Annotated in this window: 16 protein-coding genes; 9 read left to right on the top strand and 7 right to left on the bottom strand. The window is 71.7% G+C overall.

Annotation, left to right across the window (positions count from 1 at the left end; all coding sequences use genetic code 11):
- The first annotated feature begins 35 nt into the window (after window positions 1-35).
- A complete protein-coding gene (locus OH809_RS03565; RefSeq protein ID WP_406424099.1) occupies window positions 36-203 on the top strand; it encodes a hypothetical protein in 168 nt (55 codons plus the stop codon).
- A gap of 94 nt (window positions 204-297) precedes the next feature.
- On the opposite strand, the gene OH809_RS03570 is transcribed toward OH809_RS03565, so the two are convergent.
- From OH809_RS03570 to OH809_RS03590, 5 genes are all read right to left on the bottom strand, one after another.
- Window positions 298-1926, bottom strand: a complete 1629-nt coding sequence (locus tag OH809_RS03570; protein WP_406424098.1) for an IS200/IS605 family accessory protein TnpB-related protein — start codon at window positions 1924-1926, stop codon at window positions 298-300.
- A gap of 147 nt (window positions 1927-2073) precedes the next feature.
- A complete protein-coding gene (locus tag OH809_RS03575; RefSeq protein WP_406424096.1) occupies window positions 2074-3243 on the bottom strand; it encodes a 4-hydroxybenzoate 3-monooxygenase in 1170 nt (389 codons plus the stop codon).
- A gap of 43 nt (window positions 3244-3286) precedes the next feature.
- On the bottom strand, window positions 3287-4456 hold the full coding sequence (pcaD, locus tag OH809_RS03580; protein WP_406424094.1) for a 3-oxoadipate enol-lactonase: 1170 nt from the start codon (window positions 4454-4456) through the stop codon (window positions 3287-3289).
- Between the two features lie 367 nt (window positions 4457-4823).
- Window positions 4824-5465, bottom strand: coding sequence for a CoA transferase subunit B (locus tag OH809_RS03585; protein WP_406424092.1), 642 nt, complete (start codon window positions 5463-5465; stop codon window positions 4824-4826).
- The gene (locus OH809_RS03590; RefSeq protein WP_406424090.1) at window positions 5462-6220 is read right to left on the bottom strand and encodes a CoA transferase subunit A; all 759 of its coding nucleotides are present in this window, start codon (window positions 6218-6220) and stop codon (window positions 5462-5464) included. Before OH809_RS03590 ends, OH809_RS03585 begins: the two co-directional genes overlap by 4 nt.
- 170 nt (window positions 6221-6390) lie before the next feature.
- Here OH809_RS03590 and OH809_RS03595 point away from each other — a divergent pair, with 170 nt between their 5' ends.
- Both OH809_RS03595 and OH809_RS03600 read left to right on the top strand, forming a co-directional pair.
- Window positions 6391-8109 carry an IclR family transcriptional regulator C-terminal domain-containing protein gene (locus OH809_RS03595; RefSeq protein WP_406424088.1) on the top strand — a complete coding sequence of 573 codons (1719 nt, stop codon included), beginning with the start codon at window positions 6391-6393 and terminating at the stop codon, window positions 8107-8109.
- Window positions 8110-8373: 264 nt separating this feature from the next.
- Window positions 8374-10008, top strand: coding sequence for an amidohydrolase (locus OH809_RS03600; RefSeq protein WP_406424086.1), 1635 nt, complete (start codon window positions 8374-8376; stop codon window positions 10006-10008).
- 19 nt (window positions 10009-10027) lie between these two features.
- Here OH809_RS03600 and OH809_RS03605 read toward each other — a convergent pair whose 3' ends face one another.
- A complete protein-coding gene (locus OH809_RS03605) occupies window positions 10028-11014 on the bottom strand; it encodes a LacI family DNA-binding transcriptional regulator (protein WP_406514834.1) in 987 nt (328 codons plus the stop codon).
- Between the two features lie 202 nt (window positions 11015-11216).
- Between OH809_RS03605 and OH809_RS03610 the strand changes: the two genes are divergently transcribed.
- The 6 genes from OH809_RS03610 to OH809_RS03635 are packed head-to-tail and all read left to right on the top strand — an operon-like array spanning window position 11217 to window position 17292.
- Window positions 11217-12860, top strand: a complete 1644-nt coding sequence (locus OH809_RS03610) for an ABC transporter substrate-binding protein (RefSeq protein ID WP_406424081.1) — start codon at window positions 11217-11219, stop codon at window positions 12858-12860.
- The gene (locus OH809_RS03615) at window positions 12857-13810 is read left to right on the top strand and encodes an ABC transporter permease (RefSeq protein ID WP_406425398.1); all 954 of its coding nucleotides are present in this window, start codon (window positions 12857-12859) and stop codon (window positions 13808-13810) included. The genes OH809_RS03610 and OH809_RS03615 overlap by 4 nt, the downstream gene beginning before the upstream one ends.
- Window positions 13807-14694: an ABC transporter permease gene (locus OH809_RS03620; RefSeq protein ID WP_406514835.1), complete on the top strand. Its 888-nt coding sequence runs from the start codon at window positions 13807-13809 to the stop codon at window positions 14692-14694. The genes OH809_RS03615 and OH809_RS03620 overlap by 4 nt, the downstream gene beginning before the upstream one ends.
- A gap of 5 nt (window positions 14695-14699) precedes the next feature.
- Window positions 14700-15707 (top strand): ABC transporter ATP-binding protein, encoded by a 1008-nt coding sequence (locus OH809_RS03625; protein WP_406424076.1) that lies wholly within the window; start codon window positions 14700-14702, stop codon window positions 15705-15707.
- Window positions 15704-16516 carry an ABC transporter ATP-binding protein gene (locus OH809_RS03630; RefSeq protein WP_406424074.1) on the top strand — a complete coding sequence of 271 codons (813 nt, stop codon included), beginning with the start codon at window positions 15704-15706 and terminating at the stop codon, window positions 16514-16516. The genes OH809_RS03625 and OH809_RS03630 overlap by 4 nt, the downstream gene beginning before the upstream one ends.
- Before the next feature lie 59 nt (window positions 16517-16575).
- Window positions 16576-17292 (top strand): aldehyde dehydrogenase family protein, encoded by a 717-nt coding sequence (locus tag OH809_RS03635; protein ID WP_406424072.1) that lies wholly within the window; start codon window positions 16576-16578, stop codon window positions 17290-17292.
- A 142-nt stretch (window positions 17293-17434) separates the two neighbouring features.
- On the opposite strand, the gene OH809_RS03640 is transcribed toward OH809_RS03635, so the two are convergent.
- Window positions 17435-18118 (bottom strand): YoaK family protein, encoded by a 684-nt coding sequence (locus OH809_RS03640; RefSeq protein WP_406424070.1) that lies wholly within the window; start codon window positions 18116-18118, stop codon window positions 17435-17437.
- Window positions 18119-18474 lie beyond the last annotated feature (356 nt).

The following is an 18474-nucleotide window of genomic DNA, read 5'->3' on the forward strand; positions in this document are numbered from 1 at the left end:
CGCTCAACGGCGGAGGCGAATGCACCGCCTGACCGATGCCGGCATCGCCGGTCACTGAGATGAAGGTCCGGGCGCACGGCCGCGTGGTGTCCGTCGAGGACGTCCGGGGCGGTGTCGAGGTCGTCGTCGACCTGACCGTGGAGATCGACGGCTCGGGCAAGCCGGCGTGTGCCGCCCAGGCGGTGTACCGCTTCTACGCCTGATCCGCCTGAACCACCAATACAGGAGGGGGCGGCTGCTTCGAGCAGCCGTCGCCTCCCGTGTGGTGTCGCAACGTCAGTTCTCCTTGAACCGTTCCTAACCAGTGTGCATGAGTGAGTCTTGGACCCACTGCTGCGTTCTGGGCGCATCCCGAACGGTTTTGGATGCGCTGGGTTCCCGCTTTCGCGTCCCGCTCGGCAACGGCTCTCCAGGGGGCCGGTCCGTTGTGGGTGGGCGGGTTCCCTCACGCCCCCGGTCACCTGCCCCGGCCTGGACGGTCCGATGCCCCGCACGCTCACTCCGGTCGTGCGGGGGCGGTGCCGTCCGACGCCGGATCGGGTGCCCGAGGGCGCGTCGTCCGATCGCAATACCAGCGGCATCGTGACGGGACATGGTGCGGTGGGGGGTGGTCACTGGTTTCTGCCAGTGCCGGGCACCCCACATGCTGGTGTAGGCGGGGTCGACCACGACGATCGCGAGGCCCTGTTCGGCGGCCATCGACACCAGCCGGGCCTTGAGCTTCCCGGTCGGGATGCCGGAGATCAGCTGCCGGAACCGCTTGCGGCGGCCGTGCTTCTCACGGGTCTTCTCGGCGGTGAAGTCGAGGTCTTCGATGCCGATCGCGGTGACACCGACACGCACCGCCCAGTTGATCAGGCGGGTCAGCGCGTGGCGGATCTGTGCGTCGCAGTGACCGGCGGTGCCGGTCAGGTCGTAGGAGAAGCGGTGCGGGTCACCGACCGGGTTGCCGTGCCGGTCGAGCCGGTAGGCGGCGAAGTGGTCGGCGTTGGTGTCGACGCCGACCATGCCCCGGGCGCGGGCGGCGGCGAGCGGGATCGTCTGGACCAGGGGGCGTTGCCAGGATGCGGTGAGGTACCAGCGGCCGCGGTTCACGTCGAGGTGGATGCGGTAGGCGACGGCCCGGTTGGCTTCGATGCGGTCGGCCCACTCCACACCCCGGTGCGCGAAGACGATACGCGAGGTGAGGGTGTACCGGCCGTGCTGGGCGTTGGCCAGGTGCGCGAGCGGGGCAGGCAACTTGACCGACACTTCGCCGTCCGGGGTGACACGGATCGTCTCGTTCCCGAACCGCTTCCCCGACTCGCCGTCAGCGGCAAGAAACCAGCGATCCGCCTCCCACCGTTCCCGCCACCGCTCCTCGGTGAGCTCGGCTTGGATGAGATGGTGGCGAGTGTTCAGAAGCCGCTTACCGCCCCGCACCACACGCACCCGCCTGGCCTGCCAGTCGGAAACCGCAGCAGTGTGCCGGTCTTCCAGCATCGCGAGGCGACGGGACTTGCGGAACCACTCGCTCTTCGACCGGTAACCGCCCCCCGCGCGCTTGGTGCCCTTCTCCCCGACCGGGAGGGACAGCCGATGCCGCAGCATCTGGATCCCGGCTTCCAGCTTCTGGATGTGCGCGGCCTGACAACGCCGGGCGAGCGCCCACTGATCGTGCGTGGCCCTCGTGATGGCCCCGGCAATCCTGGACGACGACTCCTTCGTCAGCTCCCGCTTACGTGCCGCCCACGCATCGGTGCTGTGATCCAGACCGTCCGCGCAGCGAGCCTTGAGATCACGGGAGGCCAACGCACCCTGATGCTCACCGACCGCACGCAGCACCTTCTCGTCCTGGGGGGTGAGGTGCCTCAGACGGTCCCGGATCGCCACCCCCGCAGGCCCCGGCGCCACGAAGGACACGGCCAACTCCCGCAAACCACTCACCACATCCCCCTCCCTCAAGGCTGGAAACCTGTCAGCCAACCCAACGAGCAGCAGCCGCCAAGGTCACCCATTCGGCGCCAGAACTCCCGTTCCCACTCGGCAAACCCACCGACAGGACTCACTACAGCTCAGCAAACCAACAGCAGCTCAGAACCCCACGTAGTTCTCCGCGAGGGAGGCCGAAGCGGCCTCGGAGCGGGCGACGTAGCGCAGGTGCGAGAGGCGCAGCGCGCGGTCGAAGTCGGAGTCGGCGGGGTCGCCGTGCAGCAGGGTCGTCATGGTGTACGAGAAGTGCTCGGCCCGCCAGACGCGGCGCAGTGCGGTCTCCGAGTAGGCGTCGAGCAGCGACTCGTCCTGGTGGGCGTGGTAGCGGGTGAGGGCCTGGGCGAGCAGGGTGACGTCGGCGACGGCGAGGTTGAGGCCCTTGGCCCCGGTGGGCGGCACGATGTGGGCCGCGTCGCCGGCCAGGAAGAGGCGCCCGTGGCGCATGGGCTCGGCGACGAAGCTGCGCATCGGGGTGATGCTCTTCTCTGTGATCGGTCCCCGCCGCAGCGTCCAGTCACCGTCGATGGCGAAGCGGGTCTCCAGCTCGTCCCAGATGCGCTCGTCCGGCCAGTTGTCGGTGCTGTCGTCCGGGTCGACCTGGAGGTAGAGCCGGCTGACCTCGGGCGAGCGCATGCTGTGCAGGGCGAAGCCGCGCTCGTGGTGGGCGTAGATCAGTTCCTCGCACGAGGGCGGGACGTCGGCGAGGATGCCGAGCCAGGAGAAGGGGTACGTCCGTTCCGTCACGGTGAGCAGGCCGTCCGGCACGAAGCGGCGGCCGATGCCGTGGAAGCCGTCGCAGGCGACGACGATCTCGCAGTCCAGGGTGTGTTCGGCGCCTTCGTGGCGGTAGCGGATGCTCGGGCTGTCGGTCTCGATGCCGTCGACGGACAGCGCTTCCGCCTCGAACAGGACGGTTCCGCCGTCCTGTTGGCGCCGGTCGATGAGGTCCTTGACCACTTCGGTCTGCGCGTAGACCATGACCGACCGGCCACCGGTGAGGGACGGGAAATCGATGCGGTGGGAGCGCCGGTCGAAGCGCAGTTCGATGCCGTGGTGCTCCAGCCCCTGGCGGTCCATCCGCTCGCCGGCCCCGGAGTCGCGCAGCACGTCGACGGTGTCCTGTTCGAGGATGCCGGCGCGCTGGCGGCGTTCGACGTAGTCGCGGCTGCGCAGTTCGAGGACGACGTTGTCGATGCCCTGCCGGTGGAGTAGGTGGGAGAGCAGGAGTCCGGCGGGGCCGGCACCGATGATTCCTACGGTGGTACGGGGCATGAGGGCTCCAAGAGAGGTAAAAGGGGTGCTGGGCGCGGCTGTATCAGAAGGGGGACGGGACGCCGTCCTCGGCGAGGGCGCGCTGGGCCGTGGCGAAGGCGGAGTTGGCCGCCGGCACACCGCAGTAGACGGCGGAGTGCAGCAGGACTTCCTTGATGTCCTCCGGAGTGAGCCCGTTGCGCAGCGCCGCTCGTACGTGCAGGGCGAGTTCCTCCTGATGCCCGTGGGCGATCAGGGCGGTCAGCGTGAGGCAGCTGCGGGTGCGGCGGTCGAGACCAGGACGGGTCCAGATCTCTCCCCAGGCACAGCGGGTGATGTAGTCCTGGAAGTCGGCGGTGAACTCGGTGGTGCGGGCGACGGCCCGGTCGACGTGCGCGTCGCCGAGGACCGCTCGGCGGACCGCCATCCCCTCGGCGTGCCTGCTGCCGTCGTCGGCGGGGGCCTCGAAGTGGCCGAGGAGGGCGCCGAGGACGGCCTGCGGGCGTTCGGCGGGCGCCAGATGCGAGGCTCCGGGAAGTTCCAGCAGGGTCGCTCCGGGGATGCCGTCGGCCAGTTCCCGGGCGTGGCCGGGCGGGGTGGCGGGGTCGTCCCGGCCGGCGACGACGAGCGTCGGCGCGGTGATCCGGTGCAGATCGGGCCGCAGGTCGTACGCGGCAAGGGCGTCGCAGCAGGCCGCGTACCCCTCGGGGGCGGCGGCGCGCAGGTCGTCGACGAGTTGTCCGGCCACCTGGGTACGGGTGAATCCGGCGGTGAACCAGCGTCCGGGGGCGCCGGCCGCCAGGGCTTCGGTGCCCTCCGCGCGGACGAGTGCGGCCCGTTCGCGCCAAGCGGCGGGTTCGCCGAAGCGGGCGGAGGAGCACACCAGGGCAAGGCCGGTGATCCGCTGGGGGTGGTGTACGGCGAGGTGGGCGCCGACCGCGCCGCCGAGGGAGATGCCCGCGTAGGCGAAGCGGGTCACGCCCAGCCGGTCGGCGAGGTCCAGGACCAGGGCCGCAAGGTCGGCGACGACGGTGGAGCCGGGCCCGGTGTCGCGCAGAGCGCCGGCGGGGCTGCCGCCGTGGCCCGGCAGGTCCCAGCGGATCACCCGGTGACGGCGGGCCAGGGCGGGGGTCTGGGCGTCCCAGACGGCGAGCGAGGTCCCCAGGGAGGGGCCGAGGATGAGGACCGGTGCGTCGGCGGGGCCGTCGATCCGGTGGTGGAGCGAGGGGGTCATGGATGGCCTTCCGTGACAGCGGAGGACGAGGTCTCTCTCCGCAGGGCGTGGTCGACGAGCAGGGGCGCGGAGCCGGTGCCGGTGGCCGGGTAGCCGAGGGCGCGCAGCCGTGCCGGGTCGATCCGGCCGGTGAGCGCGGGGTCCTCGGCGATGAGATCGGTGAGGACGTCTCCGAGGTGCCGCTGCTCGTCGGCGGCCTGCCGGGTCGCGGGGGCGAGCAGTTCCAGCGGTACGGCCGAGGAGGCCGCCCAGTTCCGCGGCGAGGCGTTCGCTCGCGATCAGGCCGCGGGTACGGTGCAGGTTGTCGAGCATCCGGTCGGGGAAGACCCGGAGTTCCTCGGCGAGTTCGGCGGCGCCGGGGGGCCTGTCACCGGGTCTCCTTGGGCTTCACGGGCGCGGCCGTCCGGCGCGCGACCTCGTCGACGCTCACGCCGGGGGCGGTCTCGACGAGTCGCAGTCCCTCGTCGGTGATGTCGAGGACGGCCAGGTCGGTGATGACGCGGTGGACGCAGGCCCGGCCGGTGAGCGGCAGCGTGCAGGTGTCGACGATCTTGGGGGCGCCGTCCTTGGCGGTGTGCTCCATGAGAACGATCACCCGGCGGGCGCCGTGGACGAGGTCCATGGCCCCGCCCATACCCTTGACCATCCTGCCGGGGATTGCCCAGTTGGCAAGGTCACCGTGGGCGGAGACCTGCATGGCGCCCAGGACCGCGGTGTCGATGTGACCGCCGCGGATCATGCCGAAGGAGAGCGCGGAGTCGAAGAAGGCGGCGCCCGGTACGACGGTCACCGTCTCCTTGCCCGCGTTGATCAGGTCGGGGTCGACCTCGTCCTCGTACGGGTACGGGCCGACGCCGAGGAGTCCGTTCTCCGAGTGGAGGACGACGTCGACGCCCTCGGGGAGGAAGCTCGGCACACGAGTGGGCAGTCCGATCCCGAGGTTGACGTACGAGCCGTCGGTGAGTTCCCGGGCGGCGCGGGCCGCCATCTCGTCCCTGGTCCAGCTCATCGGGTGCGTACCGTCCTTCGCTCGATGCCCTTGTCGGCGGCCTGTTCGGGGGTCAGTGCCAGCACTCGCTGTACGAACACGCCGGGGAGGTGGACCTGGTCGGGGTCCAGCTCGCCGGGTTCCACCAGCTCCTCGACCTCGGCGACGGTGATCCGGCCCGCCATGGCGGCGAGCGGGTTGAAGTTGCGGGCCGCGCGGGCGAAGACGAGGTTGCCGTGGCGGTCGCCCCGGGCGGCGCGCACCAAGGCGAAGTCGGTGGTGATGCCGTGTTCGAGGACGTACGCCCTGCCGTCGTACTCGCGTGTCTCCTTGGGCGGGGAGGCGACCGCCACGCCGCCGTCCGGCGCGTACCGCCAGGGCAGTCCGCCCTCGGCGGCCTGGGTGCCGACGCCCGCCGGGGTGAAGAAGGCCGGGATGCCGCAGCCGCCGGCCCGCAGGCGCTCGGCGAGGGTGCCCTGCGGGGTGAGTTCCAGCTCCAGTTCGCCGCCCAGGTAGCGGCGGGCGAACTCCTTGTTGTCGCCGATGTAGGAGCCGGTGACACGGCTGATCCGGCCGGCCGCGAGCAGGATACCCAGGCCGCCGCCGTCGACGCCGCAGTTGTTGGAGGCGACGCTCAGCCGGCCGGAGCCGTGGGCATGCAGGGCGCGGATCAGGACGTCCGGTACCCCGCTCAGCCCGAAACCTCCGACGGCGAGCGAGGCGCCGTCTCCGATGTCCGCCACCGCTTCGGCAGCTGTCGCCATGACTTTGTCCATATAACAACCCTTTTCATTCGGGGTTCACCGTGCGGGCGCGTTCGCCTGGTGAACTTTTGTTCATAATTGGCGGCGGGCTGAGTGTCCGCCCACACTTCGGGCTGTGTCAACGGCAGCGGGTACGGTTTCTGCACGGTGATCAGCCCACGACGCTCCGAGGAGGCCGGACGATGTCCCAGCTCACCGAGATGACGACGGCGCCGGAGGCGGCGGCACCCGAGGCCACGACGGTGCCCGACGAGCTGGTCGGACCGCTGGAGCGCGGACTGGCCGTGCTCCGCGCCGTGGCCGCGGGACCGGGGACGCGCCACCGCCCCGGAGATCTCGTCCGCACCACCGGGCTCGCCCGATCGACGGTCGACCGGGTCGCCACCACGCTCGTCCGCCTCGGGTTCCTGCGGACCGAGGACCGCGATCTGCTGCTGGCCCCGCGCTCGGCGGAGCTGGGCAACGCCTATCTGGCCGGCTGCGCCCTCCTCGAAGCCCTCGGCCCGCACGCCGAGGCCCTCGCCGACGAGCTGGACGAGTCGGTGTCGGTGGCCGTTCCCGACGGCGACGGGGTCCGCTTCATCGCCCAGGCGGCCCGCCGCCGGGCCATGGCGATCTCGTTCCGGGTCGGCGATCTGCTGCCTGCCGAACGCTGCGCGCCCGGCGCCCTGTTCGCCGCCGACTGGGACGACGTACAGCGGGAGCGGTGGCGGGCTCGGCGCCTGCACGACCCGCTGGACACCGGCTTCCCGGCCCTGCCGCCCCGGCCGGCCGTGGCGGAGTCCGCGTCCGAGGAGGTCGAGGCCGGCTTCCTCGCCCGGGTCCGGCAGGCACGTGAGGACGGATTCGCCGTCGACAGCCGGCTGATCGAGCCCGGGCTGATAGCCGTCTCGCTGCCGGTCCGCGACCCGGCGGGCGCGGTGGTCTGCGCCGTCAGCGTGGTCAGCCACACCAGCCGGCACAGCACCGAGTCCCTGACGGCGCGGGTCCTGCCCCCGCTGCGCGCGGCCGTCGCCGCCATGGAGGCTGCCCTGCGCACCCCGTCGGCCACCGGGACGCCGGCCACCGCCGCGGCGGTCCGCCCGCCCCACTCGGGCAGCGCGCTCAAGGAGGAACTCGGCGCCGGCTTCCTCCAGTCGCTCGCCCGGGGTCTCGACGTGCTGTGCGCCTTCGGCTCGGTCGACGGCCCGGCCCGCCCGGCCGACCTCGCCCGCCTCACGGGGCTCCCCCGCGCCACCGCCCGCCGGTCGCTCATCACGCTGCGCCACCTGGGGTACGTACGAGAGGACGCGGACGGTTTCCGGGTGCTGCCGCGGGCCATGGAGCTCGGCTACGCCCGGCTCTCGGGCCTGACGCTCGCCGGGATCGCCACCCCGCACCTCGCCGAACTGGTCGGCCGGGTCCACGAGTCCGCCTCCCTGGCCGTGCTCGACGACGACGACATCCGCTACGTCGCCCGGGTCGCGAGCACCCGGATCATGCACATCGACATCACGGTGGGCACCCGGCTGCCCGCGTACGCCACCTCGATGGGCCGGGTGCTGCTCGCGGCCCTCCCCGACGACCGGCGCGCGGCGCGGCTGGCCCGGGTGACGCCCGAGGCGCTCACGCCTCGCACGGTGGCCACGCCCGAGGCCCTCGCCGACGCGGTGGCGGCCACCGCCCGGCGCGGCTACGCGTGGGTGGACCAGGAGTTGGAGGAGGGGCTGCGTTCGGTCGCGGCGCCGGTCACGAACGGCGGCGGCCAGGTGGTGGCCGCGGTCAACGTGGCGCTCCACGCCGGCCGCGCCACCGGCGAGGAGAGCCTGGCGGCGCTCCTCCCTCATCTGCTGGAGACCGCCGCGCGGATCAGCGCCGACCTCGCCGCGGTGGGCCGCTTCTCCCCCGTGCCCACCGGCTGATCCTCACGGCCGCCGGGCCCGGGCGCGACGGTCCCGGGAGCCGTCCGCCGGGACGCTCGTGGCGGGCAGGCGCGCCGCCATCGCGTCCGGAATCAGTCGGCCTGCGGCCCCGCCGCTCGCTTTCGGGAACCACGCGGTTGACCACGCGCCGACTTAGACCGACCGGCAATTGGGGGCGGCCTTATGACAACACCGTTGACGCGTAACGCCCGAGCCGCTTCCATGGCGCCCACCTCACGTTCCCTCATGTTCTGGAGGACCCGTATGACCACGGCCGATCTGGTCTTCACACGCGGCCCCGTCTTCACTGCCGATCCGGCCCGCTCCCGGGCCACCTCACTCGCTGTCGTCGGCGACCGGATCGCCGCCGTCGGGCACGACGACGTGCGCGAGTTCATCGGCCCCGGCACCGAAGTCGTCGACCTCACGGGGAAGTTGCTGCTCCCCGGCTTCCAGGACGCCCACATCCACCCGGTGTACGCCGGGGTGGAGCTGGCCGAGTGCGATCTGACCGGCACCGTCGGCGTCGACGAGTACCTGGCCCTGATCCGGACCTACGCGGACGCCCACCCGGACCACGCGTGGATCACCGGCGGAGGGTGGTCGATGGAGAGCTTCGACGGCGGACTGCCCACCCGGCAGCTGCTCGACTCCGTGGTCCCGGACCGCCCTGTCCTGCTGGCGAACCGCGACCACCACGGCGCCTGGGCCAACACCCGGGCGCTCGAACTGGCCGGGATCACCGCCGCCACCCCCGACCCCGTCGACGGTCGCATCGAGCGCGAGCCGGACGGTTCGCCCAGCGGGATGCTCCAGGAAGGCGCCACGGCGCTGGTCTCCCGGCTGGTGCCGGCGACCACCTCCGCGGACCGGCTCGCGGGTCTGCTGCGCGCGCAGGAGCTGCTGCACTCCCTCGGCATCACCGGCTGGCAGGATGCCCTGCTCGGTGTGTTCACCGGCAAGGCCGATCCGTCGGACGCCTATCTGGCCGCCGCCCGCGACGGCTCGCTCACCGCCCGGGTCACCGGCGCGCTGTGGTGGGACCGCGAGCGTGGCGCCGAGCAGATCGACGAACTGGTCGCGCTGCGCGAGAAGTTGAGCCACGGACGGTTTCGGGCCGGCTCGGTGAAGATCATGCAGGACGGCATCGCCGAGAATTTCACCGCCGCGATGACCTCCCCGTACCTCGACGGCTGCGGCTGCGCCACCGCCAACAGCGGTCTGAGCTTCGTCGACCCGTACGCCCTGCGCAGCCATGTCACCCGGCTCGACGCCCTCGACTTCCAGGTCCACTTCCACGCGCTCGGCGACCGGGCCGTCCGCGAGGCACTCGACGCGATAGAAGCCGCGATCGAGGCCAATGGGCACCGCGGCAACCGCCACCATCTCGCCCATCTCCAGGTCGTGCACCCCGACGACCTCGCGCGCTTCGCCCGGCTCGGTGCCATCGCCAACATCCAGCCGCTGTGGGCCGCCCACGAGCCCCAGATGGACGAACTGACCATCCCCTTCCTCGGCCCCGAGCGCGCGGCCTGGCAGTACCCGTTCGGCGGCCTGCTGCGCGCGGGCGCCACCCTGGCCGCCGGGAGCGACTGGCCCGTCAGCAGCCCCGACCCGATCGCGGGCCTCCATGTGGCGGTGAACCGCATGGAGCCCGGGGCCACCGACGGCCGGGTCTTCCTCCCCGAGCAGCGCCTGGACCTGGCGACGGCCGTCGCCGCCTACACCGCGGGCACCGCCCATGTGAACGGCCTGGACGACACCGGCAGTCTGCGTCCCGGCAACCTCGCCGACCTGGTGGTTCTGGACCGCGACATCTTCACGGCGCCGCCGGAGGAGATCGCCGAGGCACGCGTCCTGCGGACCTACGTCGGCGGCACGCTCGTACATGACGCCTGAGCCTGCCCCCCGGGCCGGCTCAGTCTTGGCTCGTACGCAGCGAGGACGCCCGCACCTGGAGCCGGGTCGGCACCAGCACACCGGCCTGCCCGGCGCGCCCGTGTTCCAGTGCGGCGACAAGGAGTTCGATCCCGGCCTCCGCAACCTCCCGGGGTCCCAGGCTCAGCGTCGTCACCGGCGGCTGCGTGTGGACGGCCGCCGTGTCCTCGCTGACGCACACCAGGAGCAGATCGTCGGGCACGTCGTATCCGTGGCGGCGCGCCGCCTCCAGCACGAGGGGTGGACTGACCTCGGCCACGACGAGCAGGGCGTCGGGCCGGTCGGCCCCGGTCAGGGCGTCCTCCACGGCTCGTACGGCCGGTCCGTTGCCGGCCGCGACGGCGAGCACGACCTTCTCCGGCAGCCCCTGCGCGGCGCACCACTCGCGGTAGGCGGCGAGGACCCCCACGTGGAATCGCGTCGTACTGTCGGGCAGCACGAGCACGGGCCGCCGGGCGCCCTCCGCCTCGAGGTGGTCGAGCGTCTCCCGCACGGCCGCCACGACGTCGACGTCCACCCAGTGTGCCCCCGGCCGTCCCTCGACGGAGCGGTCGGTTAACACCGGGATCCGGGCGGCGAGCAGGTCCTCCACGATGCGGTCGTCGGTGACCGGGTCGGCGACGATCACCGCGTCGAGCGGCAGGTCGGCCCACTCGCCGTGCAGCTCACCCGCGGGCAGCAGCACCAGGGCGTAGCCGCGCTTGAGCGCGGCCGCCGCGGTGGCGCTCGTCAGCTGGGCGAAGTACGGCGACTCCAGGAACGTCCAGGGGGCGCCGGCGAACTCGCCCACCACGTATCCGATCAACCGGGCCTGTCCCGCGCGCAGTTGCCGCGCGGTGGCGTTGGGCCGGTAGCCCATCCTCCGCGCGGTCTCCCTGGCCTTCTCCCGTACTGCGGGAGAGAGCCGCCCGGTGCCGTTGAGGGCCGCCGAGACGGTGGTCTTGGACAGTCCCGCCTCGCGGGCCACGTCGACGAGCCGTACGCGCGGAGGAGTGGGTGGCGAGGAAGGCCCACCACGCCCTGAAGCAGCTTTTGTCATGAGCTGATGCTGCCACCCCCGTGACCTCAGCAAAACCGTTCCCGCAAAGGCTTGTGCGGGAACGTTCCCGCACCCATACTCGCTCCATCCCCCAGCGCCCGTCACTACACCCGTAAAGGGGTGGGTCTCCATGCGCATGCCCAGAGCCCTCGCGCTGCTCGTCTGTTCCGTCGCCGTCGCGACCACCGCCACCGCCTGCTCCGGCGCCACGGGCCCCGGGTCCGCCGGGAACGGCGCCGACCCCGCCTACAAGGTCACCCCGACCTCACCGCCGGCGAAGGGTCCGCTGAACTCCTTCACCTGGTCCCTCTACGCCGAGCCCTACACGCTCGATTACGCCCTTGCTTACGACTACCCGCCCAACACCGTGCTCGCCAACGTGTGCGAGCAGCTTCTGCGGGTCACGCCCGACATGAAGATCAAGCCAGGTCTCGCTGTCAAGTACACCCAGCCGGATCCCAAAACCCTGGTGTACACCCTGCGGCCGGGAGTGAAGTTCCACGACGGGACGACCATGACCGCGGGCGACGTGGTCGCCTCCCTCAAGCGTCAGATGGACCCGGCCACCGGTTCGCCCTGGAGCACGACGTTCAAGAACGTCGACGCCATCGAGAAGACCGGCCCCCTGGAGGTGACGATCCGGCTCCGCAAGCCCGACGTCCTCCTCAACGAGCTGATGGCCGCCTCTCCCGGCACCATCGAGAGCGCCGCCTTCCTGGCCAAGGCCGGCAAGGACTACGGCGGCCCCAAGGGCAAGGTCAACTGCACCGGCCCGTACGCCCTCGACAGCTGGACCCAGGGCGACAGCATCACCCTCAAGAAGCACGCCGCGTACTGGGACCAGTCGCTGTCCCCGAAGACGGACAAGGTGACGTTCACCTTCATCGAGGACCCGGCTGCCCGGACCAATGCTTTCCTCTCCGGTACGGCCGACGGCGGATACCTGGTGCCCTCCGCCTCGTTCGCGCAGCTGCGCTCCAGCGGCAAGGGAACGGTCCTGTTCGGTCCCAACACCGGTGCGGCGGACCTCGCGGTCCTCGACTTCCACGGCGCCCTCGGGGACCTCAAGGTCCGCAAGGCCCTGTCCATGGCGCTCGACCGCAAGAACATCGTCAAGGCGGCAGCCGGCGGCATCGGCGTCCCCGCCAAAGCCCCCGCCGCGCGCAGCGCCTGGGCGCTGGCCCCGGAGAGGACCGACGGCTACTTCAAGGCCCTGCCGGAGCCGGTGTACGACCTGAAGGCTGCGAAGAAGCTCATCGTCGAGGCCGGCGCCACGGGCCGGAAAGTCACCCTGGTCACCAGTTCGCTCGCGCCCGAGATCAGTGTCGTCGCCAACGCCGTCCAGGCGGCCGGCCGGCAGATCGGCCTCGACGTCCAACTGAAAGCGGTCGCCCCGGAGGCGTACAGCAGCATCTTCGTCGACCCCGAAGCGCGCAAGGGCCTCGACTTGGTGATCACGAACGGTTACGACAACACCCCCGACCCGCTGGAGTTCTACCAGTACCTGCGCACCGGCGACTTCGGGAACTACGGCAAGTGGTCCAACGCCGAGTACGACGCCGCGTTCGACCGGGCGAACGCGGAGACCGATCCCGCCGCCCGCGCCGACCTGACCGCCGAGCTCCAAAGGATCGCGGTGCGCGAGCTCCCGATAATCCCGCTGTACGAGGCGCCGTACTCGGTCTTCCTCGGCAACCGGATCACCGGCGCCCCCACCGGCATCGCGCAGCTGTACTACCCGTGGGCCGCGACGATCGGGGCCGCGAAGCCATGACCCGCTACCTCGTCGGACGGTTCCTCGGCCTGGTGACCGTGCTGTTCGTGACCTCGCTCGTGGTCTTCGGCACGGTCCACCTGGCCCCCGGCGACCCGGTGTCCTTCCTGCTCCACGGCCGCCCGGCGACCCCGGAGGTCACAGCGGCGCTGCGCGCCCAATACCACCTGGACGACCCGCTGCCCGTGCAGTACGCGAAGTGGCTCGGCGCCGTGCTGCAGGGCGACTTCGGCCGGTCCGCCCAGTTCCACCAGGACGTCGGGAGCCTCATCGGCTCCCGGCTTCCGGGCACCGCCCTGCTGGTCGGGTACGCGGCTCTGCTCGTCGCCTTCATCGGCTTGACGGCCGGCGTCCTCGCCGCGCTGCGCCCCGGCCCGGTGGACCGGGCGGTGCTCCTCGGCACGGGCGTGGCCACGGCGACCCCCTCCTTCGTCAGCGCCATCGCGCTCGTCTCCCTGTTCTCCGTCCAGCTGGGCTGGTTCCCGGGGCCGGGCGGCACCCCGGAGGGTTTCACGGACCGGCTGTACCACCTGACGTTGCCGGCCTTCGCCCTGGCGTTGACCTTCGCCGGGCTGCTCGCCCGGGTGACCCGTTCGGCGATGCTCGACGAACTCGGGCGCGAACACGTCGAGGTGGCGCGCGCCCGCGGTGTCGCGGGGCGGGCCGTGGTGCGCCGTCACGTGTTGCGCAACGCACTGGGCCCCGTCGTCACCGTCGGCGGCACCATGCTCGCCGGTCTGCTCATCAGCACCTCGATCGTCGAGACCGCGTTCGACGTGTCCGGCATCGGCTCCCTGCTCGTGCAGTCGGTGACGGCCAAGGACTTCGCCGTCGTCCAGGCGATCACGCTGCTCAGCGTGGCGGCCTTCGTCGTGGTGAACCTCGTCGTCGACCTGCTCGTCCCACTCATCGACCCCCGGCTGTCCCTCCACGGGGAAGGCTCCTCATGACCACCACAGCAACTCCCGCCGCCGACGCAACCGGCGCGCTGCGCCATCGCCCCGGGCTACGCGGCCTGCGGGTACTCGGCCAGGGCCCGCTGTTCACGGCGGCCGTCGCCGTCCTGGCCGCGCTCGTCCTGATCGCTGTCCTGGCACCCGTCCTCGCACCGTACGACCCCGAGGCCCTCGACCTCTCGGCGAGCCTGGCCGGGACGACGGGAGACCACCTCCTGGGCACGGACCAGTCGGGGCGGGACATCCTGTCCCGACTGCTCCACGGCGCCCGGACCGGCCTGCTCGGACCGCTGCTCGTCGTCGGCGTCTCCACGCTCCTCGGCACCCTGCTCAGCGTGGTCGCCGCCTGGCGGGGCGGGTGGGCGGACGCGGTCCTGTCCCGGTCGATGGACCTGGCTTTCGCGATCCCCGGACTGCTGCTCGCGATACTTCTCGTGGCCGTGGTCGGCTCCGGCATGACCGCCCCGGTGATCGCCATGGCCGTGGCCTACACCCCTTACGTGGGACGGCTGGTGCGCGGCATCGCGCGTCAGGAGAAGGCCCGCCCGTACATCGAGGCGTACCGGGTGCAGGGCTGGTCGGGCTGGACGATCTGCCTGCGGCACCTACTGCCCAACGTCGCCCCGACGGTCTTCGCGCAGTCCGCGATGAACTTCGGGTACGCGCTGATGGACCTGGCGGCGCTCTCCTTCCTCGGCTTCGGTGTGCAGCCGCCCACCGCCGACTGGGGCGCCATGATCAACGAAGGGCAGTCGGCCCTCCAGCAGGGGGCGATGCTGCCCGCCCTCGCGCCGTCAGCGTGCATCGTCCTCGCCGTGGTGGCGTTCGGCATCGTCGGCGAGGGGCTCGCCGACCGGATCGCGAAGCGGGAGCGGTGAGCGCCATGACCGAGAACAGCACTCCGGTGCGCGGCACGGGGGACCACTCCCCCGTACTCGAGATCGACGGGCTCGGCGTACGGCTACCGGACGGGCAGGCGGCCCGGCCGATCCTGGACGGTGTCAGCCTCCGGGTCCTGCCCGGGGAGACCGTCGGCCTGGTCGGCGAATCCGGGTCGGGCAAGTCGGTGGCCTGCCGCAGCGTGCTCGGGCTGCTGCCCGCCGGCTCGCGGACGAGCGGTGAGGTGCGGGTCGGCGGCCGCGACGTGCTGACCATGAGCCGGGGGGAGCTGGCCGCGCTGCGGACCCGGCAGGTTGCGATGGTCTTCCAGGACCCGCGCGCCTCCGTCAATCCCCTCCGCCGCGTCGGCGACTTCCTCACCGAAGGGCTGCGCGCGGTCGGCACGCCCGCCGCGTCGGCCTCGGCCCGGGCCGAGGAACTCCTCGACGCCGTGGGCATCCGCGATCCGCGGGGCGCGCTGCGCCGCTATCCGCACCAGTTCTCCGGCGGAATGCTCCAGCGGATGGTCATCGCCGCGGCCCTGGCGGGCGAGCCAGCCCTGCTCGTCGCCGACGAACCGACCACCGCCCTGGACGTCACGACCCAGGCGGAGATCATCGCGATCCTCACCCGGCTGCGGGCCGAGCAGGGCACCGGGCTTCTCTTCGTCACCCACGACCTCGAACTGGCCTCGGCCATCTGCGACCGCGTGTACGTGATGTACGCGGGCCGGATCGTCGAGACCCGGGGCACCGACGAGCTGTTCGACCGGCCCCGCCATCCGTACACGGCGGGACTCCTCGCCTGCACCCCCCGCATCGAACCGGGCGCACCGGCGCCCCGGCCCATCCCGGGCCGCCCCGTCTCCCTCGCCGAGGCACCTCCGGGGTGTGCCTTCACGGCCCGCTGCGCCCACGCACAACCGCGCTGCTCCGAGGAGCCCCCCGTACTGGCGCGGTACGGCGACGGTCTCGCCGCGTGCCACCGCGCCGACGAAGGGATCACACTGTGACCGGCACGACGAAGGGGCTCGTGGTCGAGGGGCTGTGCAAGCGGTACGGGGACCACACGGCGGTCGACGACGTGTCGTTCACCCTGGCACCGGGGGCTTCGCTGGCAATCGTCGGCGAGTCCGGCAGCGGGAAGACGACGACCGTACGGATGCTGGTGGGCCTGACACGACCGGACGGCGGCACCGTCCGCCTGGACGGCCGGGACCGCTCCGCCCGCGCCCGGAGCCGGGCCGAACGGCTCGCGCGCGCCCGCGAGATCCAGATGGTCTTCCAGGATCCGTATCTCTCGCTGGACCCACGGGTGACGGTCTCCGACTGCGTCGACGAGGTACTGCGCCTGCACACCCGGCTGGACGCGGCCGCCCGTCGCTCGCGGGTCGCCGAACTCCTGGACCAGGTGGGCCTCGGCGAACGGGAGGCCGGGGCCCTGCCCCGGCGGCTCTCCGGCGGACAGCGCCAGCGCGTCGCCATCGCCCGGGCCCTCGCGGTCGAACCCCGCGTCCTCATCCTCGACGAGGCGGTCGCGGCGCTCGACGTGTCCATCCAGGCACAGATCCTCGACCTGCTCGCCACGATCCGGCGCGAGTCGGGCATCGGCTACCTCTTCGTCACCCACGACCTCGCCGTGGTCCGGCACATCGCCGACGATGTCATCGTGCTCAGGTCGGGCCGAGTTGTCGAGGCGGGCCCGACGCATCGCGTACTGGACACCCCGGAGCATCCGTATACCCGTCTGCTCCTCGACTCCGTACCGCGTCGCGGCTGGGACCCGAGCCTGGCGACGGCCGGCCGCCGCGCCCTCGACTGACGGACACCGCGGCCTGACCGCCGCCTCGCGGCGGTCAGGCGTGCCCGCCCGCGGTCCATGTGCTGCACGACGCGAGCCCGGAGGGCGTCGGGCTCCCGGCGCGGGTCAGGGCCGCTCTCGGGCGGCGACCCCGTGTTCGGCGGCCCGAAAAACCTCCCGATGCTGGCGCAGGAGATGCACCGAGCTGCGCGGCACCGGCCCGGGTCATCACGCTCACGGAGAACTACGAGTCGACGGTCGCCCGCCCGGCGGAGACGATGAGGGACCGGCTGGCAGGCCGTGACTTCGGCCCGCTGAACAGCCCGGACCAGGTGGCACGTTACGACGCCCTGGTCGCTTCCTCGTCCGCGAAGCGACTGCTGGCGGCGGACATCGCCACCCCGCCCGGCGAGGAGCACGGCCACTGGCGCGCGGCCCTTCTCCTGGCGGATCTCCCGCACGGCGACCCGACGGTCACCGAGGAAGTCTTCGGCCCGCTCCTCACAGTCCAGCATGCGGACACCGTGGAGGCGGCCCTGGACCTGGCAAACAGTGTCCCCCAGGCCCTGGCGGCCAGTGTCTGGACGACCGACCTCGGCACGGGGCTCGATCTCGCGGCCCGCTTCGACGCGGGTGAGGCCTGGCTCAACTGCCATCTTGTGCAGACGGCGGAGCTCCCGCACGGCGGGCGTGGCTCGTCCGGCCACGGCACGGACCTGAACACGCTGGCGCTCCAGGAGTACCAACGGCCCAAGACGGTGACGGTGCGGCTGGCGCCCGGCCTGCGCGAGAGCTGAGGCAGAGGGCCACCGGACGACGGCGGGCGGCACCCGCCACGCGCTCGAGCATGTGACGCTGCTCCCCAGCTTGTGGCGGGGTGGTGGTAGTACGCCTGGCGACTGAACGCATCAGGCTGCGGCAGCCTGTCCGACAGCAAGGCTAGTGCGGCACAGGGCGCCGGAAAGACAGCGTGAGGGCTGCAGTCAGCAACACCAAGGGCAGGGCCAGAGCAGCCGCCCGTGCGTGGGTGACAAGAAGCGCTCCCAACCCTGCCCCTGTCGACAGCATCGCGATCACCGCAAAGCTGTATCGCTCCACCTCTTTCTTGACGGCGAGTGCAACCAGCGCGCCGGTGAGAGCGCCAGTCATGTAGGTGGTCGAGAGATTCGGCCCGCCGGCGACACGGATCATGCCGCCCTGGCAGCCCATGCACACGGCCATGGCCGCCAGGAGGACCAGTTGGCTGGTGCCGGCCGGCTCGCCGTCCAGAGCGGCCCAGGTCGTCAGCGCACCAGTCATGACGATCACCTCTGCGAGCAGTGCGATCCGGGCACCCCTCCATCGTGCGCGGCCCGGGAGGGAAGCAACCCGACTACCGAGAAGCACGCCGCAGGTATACCCGATGATCGCCAGTGCTGCGTGACCGGCCAGCAGCACGTTGTGGGTGGCGATGGCGAGACCGAACAGAGCAAGGTTTGCGGTCATCACACTGGTGAACACACCGCCGAGGGTCATGAAGCTGATCGCGTCGACCGCTCCCGTCGCCATGGCCAAAAGCAGAACGGGAAAAGAGGACTTGAGGCTTCGTTGCTGAGTGAGCCACAGCTCGGGGGCCTGCGTCATGCATCGACTCCACATCGAGGTCGGATTCATGTGTGCACCGCAGAACCTCTGACACTGCACGGCCACTGCACGCCAAGGTCGGTGCGGACGTCATCGGGCTGTGCGACAGCAGCGGTTGCGGTGGTCGCTGTCGTGGCGGGCCGGGGGGTGGTGCAGTATCCCTACCTGCTGGGGACGCATGTGCAGATCACGGACGCAACCGCGCCGGACTCGACGTTCTGGGTTCTTGTCGGCGTGGCATGTGCTGCTGTGGCCTGATCGTTCCTTCGCTGGTCCTTCTCTTCAGCATGTACGAGCGTGGGCGCCTGGGCACGCGCACGTGAACAAGACTCTCTGCCGTGCAGGGCACTGTGCTC

Origin of the sequence: Streptomyces sp. NBC_00873, from assembly GCF_045207415.1 — a bacterium.
Lineage (GTDB): Bacteria > Actinomycetota > Actinomycetes > Streptomycetales > Streptomycetaceae > Streptomyces.